Source organism: Pedobacter sp. SAFR-022 (genome assembly GCF_051965375.1).
In the GTDB taxonomy this organism is placed as follows: Bacteria; Bacteroidota; Bacteroidia; order Sphingobacteriales; family Sphingobacteriaceae; genus Pedobacter.
This window is the reverse complement of sequence record NZ_JBQCME010000001.1, coordinates 1,032,690-1,044,444: the sequence shown is the minus strand read 5'-3', so window position 1 is coordinate 1,044,444 and position 11,755 is coordinate 1,032,690. Positions and strand designations below refer to the sequence as shown.

The 11,755-nt window shown below is 44.9% G+C and carries 13 protein-coding genes and 1 pseudogene; 8 read left to right on the top strand and 6 right to left on the bottom strand.

What is annotated here, in order from left to right:
• Positions 1–11 precede the first annotated feature (11 nt).
• Positions 12–296 (bottom strand): annotated as a pseudogene (locus ACTHQF_RS04495) (DUF1016 N-terminal domain-containing protein); the annotation flags it as partial.
• Between the two features lie 68 nt (positions 297–364).
• On the opposite strand from ACTHQF_RS04495, the gene ACTHQF_RS04490 reads away from it, so the two are divergent.
• From ACTHQF_RS04490 to ACTHQF_RS04470, 5 genes are all read left to right on the top strand, one after another.
• On the top strand, positions 365–913 hold the full coding sequence (locus ACTHQF_RS04490; RefSeq protein ID WP_440428694.1) for a 30S ribosomal protein S16: 549 nt from the start codon (positions 365–367) through the stop codon (positions 911–913).
• Positions 914–981: 68 nt separating this feature from the next.
• Positions 982–1,509, top strand: a complete 528-nt coding sequence (gene rimM, locus ACTHQF_RS04485) for a ribosome maturation factor RimM (RefSeq protein ID WP_440428693.1) — start codon at positions 982–984, stop codon at positions 1,507–1,509.
• A 1-nt stretch (position 1,510) separates the two neighbouring features.
• Positions 1,511–2,191: a tRNA (guanosine(37)-N1)-methyltransferase TrmD gene (gene trmD / locus ACTHQF_RS04480; RefSeq protein WP_440428692.1), complete on the top strand. Its 681-nt coding sequence runs from the start codon at positions 1,511–1,513 to the stop codon at positions 2,189–2,191.
• A gap of 170 nt (positions 2,192–2,361) precedes the next feature.
• The gene (gene rplS, locus ACTHQF_RS04475) at positions 2,362–2,709 is read left to right on the top strand and encodes a 50S ribosomal protein L19 (protein WP_440428691.1); all 348 of its coding nucleotides are present in this window, start codon (positions 2,362–2,364) and stop codon (positions 2,707–2,709) included.
• 87 nt (positions 2,710–2,796) lie between these two features.
• On the top strand, positions 2,797–4,023 hold the full coding sequence (locus ACTHQF_RS04470) for a Glu/Leu/Phe/Val dehydrogenase dimerization domain-containing protein (RefSeq protein ID WP_440428690.1): 1,227 nt from the start codon (positions 2,797–2,799) through the stop codon (positions 4,021–4,023).
• 160 nt (positions 4,024–4,183) lie between these two features.
• On the opposite strand, the gene ACTHQF_RS04465 is transcribed toward ACTHQF_RS04470, so the two are convergent.
• The 3 genes from ACTHQF_RS04465 to ACTHQF_RS04455 are packed head-to-tail and all read right to left on the bottom strand — an operon-like array spanning position 4,184 to position 7,616.
• Positions 4,184–4,843 (bottom strand): phosphatidylserine decarboxylase family protein, encoded by a 660-nt coding sequence (locus ACTHQF_RS04465; protein WP_440428689.1) that lies wholly within the window; start codon positions 4,841–4,843, stop codon positions 4,184–4,186.
• Positions 4,844–4,881: 38 nt separating this feature from the next.
• Positions 4,882–5,445 (bottom strand): hypoxanthine phosphoribosyltransferase, encoded by a 564-nt coding sequence (gene hpt, locus ACTHQF_RS04460; RefSeq protein ID WP_440428687.1) that lies wholly within the window; start codon positions 5,443–5,445, stop codon positions 4,882–4,884.
• 11 nt (positions 5,446–5,456) lie between these two features.
• The gene (locus tag ACTHQF_RS04455) at positions 5,457–7,616 is read right to left on the bottom strand and encodes a transglycosylase domain-containing protein (protein WP_440428686.1); all 2,160 of its coding nucleotides are present in this window, start codon (positions 7,614–7,616) and stop codon (positions 5,457–5,459) included.
• A 117-nt stretch (positions 7,617–7,733) separates the two neighbouring features.
• On the opposite strand from ACTHQF_RS04455, the gene ACTHQF_RS04450 reads away from it, so the two are divergent.
• From ACTHQF_RS04450 to ACTHQF_RS04440, 3 genes are read left to right on the top strand one after another with little or no spacing between them, the layout of a single operon-like run.
• Positions 7,734–8,810 carry an Mrp/NBP35 family ATP-binding protein gene (locus tag ACTHQF_RS04450; RefSeq protein ID WP_440428685.1) on the top strand — a complete coding sequence of 359 codons (1,077 nt, stop codon included), beginning with the start codon at positions 7,734–7,736 and terminating at the stop codon, positions 8,808–8,810.
• Between the two features lie 35 nt (positions 8,811–8,845).
• A complete protein-coding gene (locus ACTHQF_RS04445) occupies positions 8,846–9,091 on the top strand; it encodes a NifU family protein (protein WP_440428684.1) in 246 nt (81 codons plus the stop codon).
• 53 nt (positions 9,092–9,144) lie between these two features.
• Entirely contained in the window at positions 9,145–9,783 is a 639-nt protein-coding gene (locus ACTHQF_RS04440) for a hypothetical protein (protein ID WP_440428683.1), read from the top strand.
• A 34-nt stretch (positions 9,784–9,817) separates the two neighbouring features.
• Here the strand turns inward: ACTHQF_RS04440 and def are convergent, their stop codons facing one another.
• Both def and ACTHQF_RS04430 read right to left on the bottom strand, forming a co-directional pair.
• Complete coding sequence (gene def, locus ACTHQF_RS04435) at positions 9,818–10,378, bottom strand: peptide deformylase (RefSeq protein WP_440428681.1); 561 nt, start codon at positions 10,376–10,378, stop codon at positions 9,818–9,820.
• Between the two features lie 88 nt (positions 10,379–10,466).
• The gene (locus ACTHQF_RS04430; protein ID WP_440428679.1) at positions 10,467–11,696 is read right to left on the bottom strand and encodes a M16 family metallopeptidase; all 1,230 of its coding nucleotides are present in this window, start codon (positions 11,694–11,696) and stop codon (positions 10,467–10,469) included.
• Between the last annotated feature and the right edge of the window lie 59 nt (positions 11,697–11,755).

Below are 11,755 nucleotides of genomic sequence, written 5' to 3'. Positions count from 1 at the left end.
CTGATCCATACTCAATAGAGTCTGCTTTTTTCGATTCTTTCTTGTGCTATCAAGATATGCGACCAACTTAATTGTCGTGACAGCGTAACGACAATTTTCTCGTCATTAAATTGTTTAGCAAATTGTAGGATTCTTCGAAGATTCTTTTCCTCGAAATTCCGGCCGTACTTTGTGGTAAGTTCAAGCGACAGCGTCGTGATAATTTGCTTTCCATAATGCGCCCGCTGGTTTTTGCTCAGCTTTTTACCATAATCAACAATTACCCCAACTTGCATCTTGTTAATCATGAGTAATTTACTTACTTTTGCATCCCCGCAAGCATGTAGCTCCGGGAACTATGTTGAATACATAAACCAATAACGAAATGGCAACTAAAATCAGATTGCAAAGATTCGGTAAAAAAGGTAAGCCTTTTTTCCACGTGGTAGTAGCGGATTCTCGCGCACCAAGAGATGGTAAATTCATTGAGCGTTTAGGTTCTTACAACCCAAACACCAATCCTGCAACCATCGAAATTGATTTCGAAAAAACTTTAGACTGGGTAAACAAAGGTGCTGAACCTACTGATACTTGTCGCGCTATCCTTTCTTACAAAGGTGTTTTATACAAAAAACACTTAGAAGGTGGTGTTAAGAAAGGTGCTTTAACTGCAGAACAAGCTGATGCTAAATTTGCGGAATGGTTAGACGCAAAAGGTGGTAAGATTGCTGGCAAAAAAGAAAGCCTTACTTCTTCGAAAGAAGAAGCAAGAAAACTTGCTTTAGCTGCTGAGAGCAAGAAAAACCAGGACCGTGCTGCTGCTTTAGCAATTAAAAATGCACCGGTTGAAGAAGTAGCTGAACCAGCTGCTGATGAAACTGCTGAAACTGCTGCTGAAGGTACTTCAGAAGAAACAGCGGAAAACAACGCTTAAGATTGTTATCCTGCAAAATAGCGAAGCTTCTGTAAAAGAACGCTTCGCTATTTTCATTTACAGACATTATGAAATTAGAAGAAGCATTTTACATCGGGTATATTACCAAAACCAAAGGACTAAAAGGGGAAGTGCAGCTGTACTTCGAATACGATAGTCCGGAATTACTGGACCTGGATGTGGTTTTTGCCGAAATTAACGGCAAAATGGTTCCATATTTCGTGTCCTCCTGCAAGCTTCAGAACAACCAGACCGGGAACATCTACTTCGATGACATCGATCATATCGACAAGGCGCAGATCTTGGTTAAAAAGAAGATCTACCTGCCTTTAGAAAAGATGCCAGACCGTTCGGATGATGATTTTCATTACAATGACCTGATCGGCTTTATGGTAAGTGATGAAACCCTTGGGGAGCTGGGAGAGATCCTGGATGTGAATGAGTATCCGCAGCATTTTGTGGCCACCATGAATTACAAGGAAAAAGAAGTGCTTTTCCCTTTGAATGAGGACATGATCCTGGAGATTGATCTGGATGAGGAAACCATTCTGGTAGATTTGCCTGATGGCTTGTTAGACCTTTACTTAAACTCCTAAGATGCGTTTCGACATTCTGACCGTACTCCCGGGTTTATTGGAGAGTCCATTTGCACATTCGATCTTACAGCGTGCACAGAAGAAGGGCAAGGCGGAGATCGTGGTGCACAACCTACGGGATTATGCTACAAACAAGCAGAAAAGCGTAGATGATTATCCTTATGGTGGTGGCAGTGGCATGGTGATGTCGATAGAGCCATTTGCGAAATGTATAGAGGCGCTAAAAGCAGAACGTAGCTATGACGAGATCATCTTCATGACACCGGATGGGCCGACGTTGAATCAGAGCATGGCTAATGAGCTTTCGAGCCTGGGCAATGTGATGATCCTTTGCGGGCACTACAAGGGCATAGATCAGCGTATTCGCGACATCTATGTAACCCGTGAGATCTCTATTGGAGATTATGTATTGTCTGGAGGGGAACTTCCTGCAGCGGTGCTTGTGGATAGCGTGGTGCGCTTGATTCCCGGTGTGCTCAATGATGAAACTTCGGCTTTATCGGATAGCTTTCAGGGCGAATTACTGGATGCGCCTGTGTATACCCGGCCGGCAGATTGGAACGGACATAAGGTGCCAGACATTCTGTTAAGCGGACATGAAGCAAAGATCAACGAGTGGCGCCATGAACAGGCATTATTGCGGACACAGCAGCGCAGACCCGATTTACTTGGCGATGAGTAAATACCATATGGCCAGATCTTTCCACCAAAAAAACGGCTTCAACAGCGTCGAATGTGGAATTATCAACTAATGTGGAAAAAAATAAAAATCGCTTTTATTAATTAAAAATTATTCTTAATATTGCAGTCCGATTTTAATACAACAAAAGATCGGCTTAATAGCTTAAAATCATGGATTTAGTAAAATTTGTTGAAGAGCAGGTAATCGCAAAAAATGAAGTTCCTGCATTCAAATCAGGAGATACAGTGAGTGTACACTATAAAATTCGCGAAGGTAATAAAGAACGTGTTCAAATTTACCAAGGTGTTGTATTGCAACGTAACAGCGTTGGTGCAAGCGAAACCTTTACTGTTCGTAAGATGTCTAACGGCGTTGGTGTGGAACGTATTTTCCCAATCAACTCTCCAAACATTCAAAAAATTGAAGTTAACAGCTACGGTAAAGTTCGTAGATCTAAACTTTACTATCTACGTGCATTAACTGGTAAAGCTGCGCGTATTAAATCCAGAAGAGTTTAATTTCACGCAACCAAGATATTTAAACCTTCCCGATCACCTCGGGAGGGTTTTTTTGTTTTCCATATTCGCCAAAGAACAAACACACAAATGAAGGAGCTATTAAAGATTTACGAAGAAAAACAACCGGAAATTGTATTCGAATGGAAGGACAAGGAGTCTGAAGCCGAAGGCTGGGTGGTGATCAATTCACTGCGCGGTGGTGCTGCCGGCGGCGGTACCCGCATGCGCAAAGGCCTCGATAAACGGGAAGTAGAATCCCTGGCGAAAACCATGGAAGTTAAATTTACCGTGTCCGGTCCGCCGATCGGTGGTGCAAAATCGGGCATCAACTTCGATCCTGCAGATCCCAGGAAGAAAGAAGTGCTTCAACGTTGGTATAAAGCAGTAATGCCGCTTTTGAAAAGCTATTATGGTACTGGCGGCGACCTGAATATTGATGAGATCCACGAGGTGATTCCAATCACGGAGAATTATGGTTTATGGCACCCGCAAGAGGGTGTGATCAACGGTCATTACCGTGCAAGGGAGAATGAAAGGATCCACCAGATCGGCCAGCTGCGTTATGGCGTTTCCAAAGTGCTGGAAGATCTTGAATATACGCCTAATATCAAGAGTAAATATGTGGTTGCAGACATGATCACCGGTTACGGGGTATCTGAGTCGATCCGCCATTATTATAACATCTGGGGCGGCGATTTGAGTCAAAAGCGTGCGGTTATACAAGGTTGGGGTAATGTGGCTGCTGCTGCAGGTTATTACCTGGCTAAAAACGGTGTTAAAGTAATTGGTATCATCGACCGGGTGGGTGGTCTGATCAAACCGGAAGGGTTTTCATTGGAGGAGATCACTGATCTGTTTAACAACAGAGCAGGAAACACGCTCGTTGCGGATGCTTTAATTCCTTTTGATCTGGCTAGTGAACAGATCTGGAAATTAAATGCGGAAATCTTCGTGCCTGCTGCTGCTTCCCGGCTGGTAAAACAGGCTGAAGTGGACCAGCTGATCGCTGGAGGTTTAGAAGTGATTGCCTGCGGTGCTAACGTGCCTTTTGCGGATAAAGAGATCTTCTTCGGACCAATTATGGAGCATGCAGATGCGCATGTTTCCGTGATCCCGGATTTCATTGCAAACTGCGGTATGGCCCGCGTTTTTGCTTACCTGATGGAGAAAAATGTGGAGATGAGTGATGAGGCCATCTTTACTGATGCTTCTCAGACCATTGAGAAGGCACTGAAAGCCGTTTATGTAGCTTCTGAGGCTCGTACAGGTATTTCGAAAACAGCCTTCGAGATCGCTTTAAAACAGCTGATATAAACATCGTTTCGCTGTTGCTTTGTAAGTAGCAGCGAAAACAACATAACAAAAAAGCCTGCAACGTTGAATTGCAGGCTTTTTTGTTATGTTGTTTTTTGATCGTGTTTGATCTCTTATTTTGTCTAATGATGCGTTCTTGAATGCTGATCAAATATAAAGCTTATGGAAGCTCGCCTAATACGGTGATTCCGCCACGTACGATTTGGTTAAGTTCCAAATCAACCTTGGTGCCGATTGGCAGGAAAAGATCCACTCTGGATCCGAATTTGATAAAGCCAAACTCCTTGGTTTGTTCTACCACATCGCCCTCTTTTACATACCATACAATACGTCTGGCCAATGCACCTGCAATCTGACGGAACAGTACCGGGGTTCCGGACTCATGCTCCACCACAACGGTTGTTCTTTCGTTTTCTGTAGAAGATTTCGGGTTCCAGGCGGCAAGATACTTTCCCGGGTGGTATTTGAAGTAACGCACAATGCCGGATATTGGATTACGGTTGATGTGTACGTTTACGGGCGACATGAAAATGCTCACCTGAAGTCTTTTGTCTTTAAAGTATTCTTCTTCAATAGTTTCTTCAATAACCACCACCTTGCCGTCTGCAGGGCAGATGATCATTTTATCCTGCGCCAGGAATGGTCTGCGTGGGTTTCTGAAGAACTGGAGAACGGTAATGAATAAAACCAGCGACACAACGTAGATCAGCCAACGCAACCAGGTGATGTCGGCATATCTGTAATCAATGAATGCGTTTAACACAAAAATAACGAGCAGTGTTAAAGCAATCGATGTGTAACCTTCCTTATGTATGGTCATAAAATCTTAAAAGTATTCTGCAAAAGTGAGAAAAATATTTAAGATTGAGGTAAAGTAACTGTATCTGCGGCGCGGTAAATGTCTTTTAAATTCCGTCCAAGGCCATTATAGTCTAAACCGAAACCAACCACGAACTCATTCGGGATTTCAAACCCTACATATTCCAGCTCCTTGATCGGCTCCAGCAGGGCTGATGGTTTAAACAGCAGTGAGCATACTTTGATGGAAGCGGGATCTTGCTCCTGAAGTTTTTCAATGATGTGTTTAATGGTGCGACCGGTATCTACGATGTCTTCAACAATGATCACATCGCGGTTATGCAGGTTACTTGGTAATCCAAAGATCTCTTTCACATTACCCGTACTGGCCAATCCGCCTTGGTAGGAGGATAATTTGATGAATTCTACTTCGCAGGAGATGTTCAGTTCTTTAAGCAGGTCTGCGATAAACAGAATACTGCCATTGAGTACGCCGATGAATACCGGGCAGCGGTTTTCATAATCTACATTGATCTGTATGCCCAGCAGTCTTGTACGTTTATTAATGTTTTCATGCTCCAGGAAGATCTCAAATTCCTTATCAGCGATCTGTATGTTGTTCATGTTTCTTTGGATCAATCGTCTTTTTTTGCTTTTTCAAGCTCTCTTTCTAATCGGCGCCTTTCGCGGCGCTCTTCCCGAAGCTGCTTTCTGGTCTTGGTGGTATCCTGCTGCGCAGGTTTTACCGTAGCAGTGTCTTTTTTCGCCCGGCCAAATAGGCGGTCGAACAGGTTTTTAGATTCATCCTGCGTATTGATTACTGGCAGTGCATCATCCTCGTTGTCAAAGACCGTGGTATCCACCTCAATGGTGTCTGGAAGCAAGTATTGTCTTAAGCCCTCCCGTAATCTTACATTGTAGAAGCCATAGCTGCTCGTATCCGACGGTGTTAGGCCGCGACGTGCCATAATGTTGCCCAGGAACCTGAAATATCCCCTCAGGTATGGCTTCAGGGTACCATCGCCATAGAATTTAAACATGGCGATCTTTGGTCTTGGAACAATGTTAGCAAGGAAAATACCTTCGCCGACACTCAGGTCTGCTGGTGATTTGCCGAAGTAGTGTCTGGAAGCTTCGCCAATACCGTAGATGTTCTGACCCATTTCGATGATGTTGAAGTAAACTTCCAGCATCCGGTTTTTGGAGATCAGGCGGTTGTTCTCAATCAGCCATACGATCAGGATCTCTTCCACCTTACGTGCAAGGGTTTTCTGACGGCTAAGGAATACGTTTTTCACCAGCTGCATGGAGATGGTACTTCCACCACGCACAAAGCGGTTCTCTTTGAAGTTTACCGCGATAGACTTCCTTATAGACTCCTCTACAAAGCCTTTATGTTTGAAGAACGAGGGGTCTTCTGCCGTTAACACGGCATTCTTGAAGTTGTTGGAGATTTGGTTTAAAGAGGTAAAGTTCGGGTTAGAAGGACCAATGGTGATGTTCCGCATTGGCTTTCCATATTCGTAAGGCGTATAAACGAAAGGTTCGTTGATGCGCTGCAGGTTTGTGGTACCCCATTTCAGGATCTTCAGATCCTTGGGTGTAAGGGTGGAGTTGAATTGTACGCTGTCTGGCTGTTTGGTGTCCAGGTAGAAGTTCATGTCGTACTTCACCTGGCCGGAAACCTGTAAACCTTCCAAAGACTCGAACATGCCTTGTGGTAGGGCATTGAGGAAGGTTTGTGCATCCTGTTGCTCGGTATGCATCTTCAACTCGTAGATTTTATGCGGCGAAAGGGTGTATTTGAGGTAGGGGTGTATTGATGCTTTCTGTAGGAAAATGGTCGAAGTGCTGTCTAGTGCCACATAATTTTCGCCTACCAGCAGGTCTGCATCCAGGGAAGCATTGGGTACTACGATGTCATTGGATGCGATGGCAGGATGATTTACCAGCAGGTTTTTCACGGCCCAGGAGCCAGTGATCTTGTATGCATCACCTTTGTATGCTGCCTTTTTAAGCTGTGTTCTTACGGTGTCAAAACTCAGCTGCGCTTTAAGTTTGTTGTTCAGATAGGCAAGTTCTACCTTCTTGTTGTCGGCAAAGAATGTGACGTCCATCTGCTTGTCAGCAGGTTCCAGCAAGCCGTTCAGGTGCCAGGTGGCCTCGTTTCCGTTAACCAGGATATTAGATTTTAGTGCCCCGTCTACGATGGTTGCCTCCGTGGTCAGGAAGCTGAGTTTCGCGGTATCGTTGTCATTCACCCGCAGCATCAGGTTCTTGATCTGCATATCGTCAGGTATTTTATACAACATCTGGTTGAGCAGGTTATGCGCCAGGTCGGCCAGGTTCATTTTGCCTGTGCTTACCGTGTCCTTTTTCTTCCGCTTCAGGATGAAGTCGAGGTTGGTCAGGGAGTCTTTAACCACGATGTTTATGGTGCCGGAATCCAGCCCCAGTTCTGCAAGTTTTACATTGCCCACCAGTAAGGGCATCAGCTTTACGCCAATGGTCATGTCGGAAATGGTGGTCAGGGTGTCGCGGTCCTGAGGGACCACGGAGATATCGGTCATGTGTACGGTGCTGAGACCGCTGAATCCGGCGCTGCCGATCTTCACATCCAGGTTGTAGTCTACCTTCGCTTTATTGATTGCTCTGGCAACCATCTTCTTCAGTAAAGCTTCCCGTTTACCATAGGCGATAGCGCCTGTGACCATGCAGATTACCAGAAATATACCTAAAACCCAAGCGCCAATTCTAATGTATTTTTTGGGGATGTTTATTTTTGGAAATTGCATGTTTTTTCTTGGTGGTTATTGCTCAAACGCAAATTGCAAATGTTTATTTCGTGTTAAAATTACAGTTAATACGGCTTATATCAATCTATTGTGTCCATGTTTTGTTAATTTTGGGTAATGATAATCAGCAACGAACAAGTTTTAGCAGCCTTAAGAAATGTAGAAGATCCCGATCTTAAAAAAGACCTGGTGACCCTGAACATGATTAAGGATCTAAAGATCGAAGATAAAAACATCAGCTTTACCCTGGAGCTTACTACCCCGGCCTGCCCAATGAAGGACATGCTGAAAAATGCCTGTACGAATGCGATAAAGCACTTTGTAGATGCATCGGCAAACATTTCAATTAACATCACGTCGAGAGTAACCAAGCCGATGGATACCTCACAATTGAATAACATCAAAAACATCATTTTGGTTTCTTCTGGCAAAGGTGGGGTTGGAAAGTCTACCGTGGCCAGCAATCTTGCGATTGCTTTGGGTGCTGACGGGGCGAAAGTCGGCCTGATCGATGCAGATATCTATGGCCCATCGGTACCTACGATGTTCGGCCTGATTGACGCTAAACCAAATGCCCGTGAAACGGCAGATGGTAAGACCTTGATCTTACCGATTGAGAAATACGGCATCAAGCTGCTGTCTTTAGGTTTCTTTGCTGATCCAAACCAGCCTGTGCCATGGCGTGGTCCAATGGCTTCAAACGCGATCAAACAGTTGTTCAACGATGCGGATTGGGGTGAGCTGGATTACCTGGTGGTGGATTTGCCTCCGGGCACCGGCGATATTCACATCACCATTACACAGAGCTTCCCAATTGCAGGTGCTGTGATTGTAACGACGCCGCAGAAGGTTGCACTGGCAGATACCCGCAAAGGATTGCAGATGTTCCGAATGCCGGGTATCAATATCCCAATTCTGGGCGTTATAGAGAACATGGCTTATTTTACCCCTGCAGAGCTGCCAGACAATAAGTATTACATCTTTGGCAGGAACGGTGGTAAAGCGCTGGCTTCAGGCTTTGAAGTGCCATTTTTAGGCGAAATTCCGATCGTGCAGAGCATCACGGAAGCTGGAGATAACGGCGCGCCAATTGCATTGAACCCGGAAAGTCCACTTGCCGCAGTCTTTGCTGAGATTGCCGGCCGTGTGGCACAACAGGTATCAATCAACAATGGCGTGACTGCAAATTCCTAAATTTTTAGTAAGTTTAATTTTTAATTCAAGTAATAATGAATCTAACCGAACAAGTGGAGCAGGCATTGGATACCATTCGTCCCTATTTAATTGCAGATGGTGGCGATGTGGCAATAGAAGAGATTACGGCAGATAATGTTGTTAAATTGAAGTTGCTTGGTAACTGTGGCTCCTGCAAAATGAGCTTCATGACCATGAAAGCCGGCATTGAGCAGGCCATCATGAAAGCTGTACCTGAGATTACTGGCGTTCAAGCCATTAACCTGGCAGAACCTGCCTAAAGCATTTAACATATTTTAACGATATAGGATCGTTATTCGAAGTACTTTTGTGTATGAAGTATATTTTATCCCTGTTTATTCTTGTTTTTTCCCTTAGTGCTTCTGCGCAGCAGCAAGCAGCTGAAAAAAGACTGATTCAGTATTCGGGGATTATTACAGACGTAGACAGCAACCTTGTGGTGCCCTATGTCACCATTACCAATGTTTCGACCAAGCAGAGCTTTTCTGCAAATTATAAAGGTTATTTCTCCTTCATTGCCCATCCGGGGGATATTCTTCAGTTTTCGGCAGTAGGCTTTTCCAAGGTTGAGCTTACCATTCCCGAAGATATTACGGAGAATAAGTTCACGCAGATGGTGAAAATGAAGGCGGAGATCGTTTATCTGCGTACCGTTCAGGTATCACCATGGGCAACCGTGGAAGAGTTTACCAAGGACTTTATGGCCATGAAAATTGCGGATGATGATTATGAGATTGCCCGGAAGAACTTGTCTGGAGAGAGCATCAATGGCATGATCCAGACGCTTTCCAGGGATGCGGGAGAGATCTCCGGCATCAACTGGCGTCTGAACCATGATCGTGCATTGAATAAGAATATGACGCAGACCAACCCGCTACTGAACCCATTTGCATGGGGTAAGCTGATGCAAATGATCAACAATGGTGATCGTAGCAGGCGTTCAGATGATTAAAACGCTATGACTGCAGCAGCGTGTAGCTGCGGTGTTAACGTCCTTTCTTTTGCTGCGGAAAGCGCATTTTGTAGTCTGTACGCACATTGCCTTTAGAAATCGCATCAAACTTAGATTTCAGCATTCTTTTACGTAACAGGCCTAGTGTGTCGGTAAATAGTTTCCCTTCGATATGGTCGTACTCGTGCTGGATCACCCTTGCAGGCATGCCGGTTACTTCTTCCTCATGGAAAGCCCAGTTCTCGTCGTAATAGGTGATACGGATGTTTGGTTTACGATAAACGTCTTCACGGATATCCGGAATACTTAAACAACCTTCATTAAAAGCCCATGGTTCGCCGGTTTCTTCAATGATCTTAGCGTTAATGAATACTTTCTTGTAACCTGGATTGCCGTTTTCATCTTCGCCGGTATCCACGATGAATAAACGTATAGGAAGATTTACCTGCGGTGCAGCCAGCCCAACACCACTTGCAGCATACATGGTTTCGAACATATTCGAGATCAGCTGCTGTAAGTCAGGATAGTTTTCGTCAATTTCTGTACAAACTTTCCTTAAAACAGGATCGCCGTAAGCAACAATAGGTAATTTCATTGGTGTTTCTTTTTTAGATGATCGCAACTGGTAACACTAAGGCAAAAGGCCATTGGTGCCGCTTATTGCGCGTACAAAAGTACGAATATTAGCTTAAAGGATAAAAAGTTAGGCCGCTAAGATTATTTTCCGCCAACATTTCATTGGCGATTTCTGCCATATCGTGTGTGGTCACCGCCTGGATTTTCGCGAATACGGTTTCAAGGCTATCGATCTGGTTGTAATCCATCAGGCTTTTTGCCATGGAAATGATCAAGCCAATCCGGTTTTCCTCACCCAATGCAATCTGCCCAATGTATTTGTTCTTCGCTCGCTGCAGCTGTACTTCGGTCATTGGGTTTTCCCTGAACTTCTTAAATTCTTTATAGATCAATGTTCTTGCCCGGTCCAGTTTTTCTTTGTCTGTGCCAAAGTAGAGCGTGAAAATGCCGGTATCGCTGAGTGGGCTGTAACCCGTTTCGATGGTATAGGCAATGCCATACTTCTCCCTGATCTGCAGGTTTAGAATAGAGCTCATGCCCGTGCCGCCAATGATGTTATTGAGTAGGAGCAAGCCTGTTTTGTATGGATGATGCAGATCGTAAGCCTGACAGCCTAAAACCACGTGGGCCTGGGAGATTGGTTTCTCTGACACGATATCGACGGTCTTAGCCTTTTCTGGCGCTTTGCGGTTGGCTTTGTACGGGTTTGCAGGAATGCCTTCGTAATACTTCGCACCGGTTTTGATCAGCTTGTTGAGCGAATAGTTGCCCAGTACAGCAATCACCATTTTGTCGGTATGGTAGTTTCTGGCCATGAAGGCCTGAATGTCGGTCCGGGAGAGCTTGGAAACAGACTCCGTAGTCCCCAGGATGTTTCTTCCAAGCGGGTGGCCGGCAAATACCAAATCTTCAAAATCATCGTAAATGGCTTCTTCAGGTTGGTCCAGATACGAAGCAATCTCATCCAGGATGACCCCTTTTTCTTTCTCCAGTTCTCCCTCCGGGAAGGTGGAATGAAACATGATATCATTGAACAGCTCCAGCGTACGATCCAGATAAGGGTTCAGGAAGGAGGCATGGATGCAGGTATATTCTTTGGTGGTGTAAGCGTTCAGGTCGGCACCCACACTTTCCAGCCGGTTCAGGATCTGGTTAGTGCTTCTTTTTTCGGTGCGTTTAAATACTAAATGCTCAATAAAGTGCGCCAGGCCGGATTCGTGTGCTGCTTCATCCCTGGATCCGCTGTTGATCAGGATGCAGGCATGCGAAATCGCGGATGCGCTGGGTACATGGAGTAATCTGATGCCATTCGGCAGGGTGTGTACGTTGTATTCCATTAAGGTTCAAAGATAAGGATAAAGCCATCAATGTGATTTGTTGTTTCGCAATATGCCTG

Coding starts and splice junctions, on each gene's coding strand:
- ACTHQF_RS04440 (WP_440428683.1), top strand. CDS start 9,145: ATGAAGTATATTTTATCCCTGTTTATTCTTGTTTTTTCCCTTAGTGCT.
- ACTHQF_RS04455 (WP_440428686.1), bottom strand. CDS start 7,616: ATGCAATTTCCAAAAATAAACATCCCCAAAAAATACATTAGAATTGGC.
- ACTHQF_RS04470 (WP_440428690.1), top strand. CDS start 2,797: ATGAAGGAGCTATTAAAGATTTACGAAGAAAAACAACCGGAAATTGTA.
- trmD (WP_440428692.1), top strand. CDS start 1,511: ATGCGTTTCGACATTCTGACCGTACTCCCGGGTTTATTGGAGAGTCCA.
- ACTHQF_RS04445 (WP_440428684.1), top strand. CDS start 8,846: ATGAATCTAACCGAACAAGTGGAGCAGGCATTGGATACCATTCGTCCC.
- hpt (WP_440428687.1), bottom strand. CDS start 5,445: ATGAACAACATACAGATCGCTGATAAGGAATTTGAGATCTTCCTGGAG.
- rimM (WP_440428693.1), top strand. CDS start 982: ATGAAATTAGAAGAAGCATTTTACATCGGGTATATTACCAAAACCAAA.
- ACTHQF_RS04450 (WP_440428685.1), top strand. CDS start 7,734: ATGATAATCAGCAACGAACAAGTTTTAGCAGCCTTAAGAAATGTAGAA.
- rplS (WP_440428691.1), top strand. CDS start 2,362: ATGGATTTAGTAAAATTTGTTGAAGAGCAGGTAATCGCAAAAAATGAA.
- def (WP_440428681.1), bottom strand. CDS start 10,378: ATGAAATTACCTATTGTTGCTTACGGCGATCCTGTTTTAAGGAAAGTT.
- ACTHQF_RS04430 (WP_440428679.1), bottom strand. CDS start 11,696: ATGGAATACAACGTACACACCCTGCCGAATGGCATCAGATTACTCCAT.
- ACTHQF_RS04465 (WP_440428689.1), bottom strand. CDS start 4,843: ATGACCATACATAAGGAAGGTTACACATCGATTGCTTTAACACTGCTC.
- ACTHQF_RS04490 (WP_440428694.1), top strand. CDS start 365: ATGGCAACTAAAATCAGATTGCAAAGATTCGGTAAAAAAGGTAAGCCT.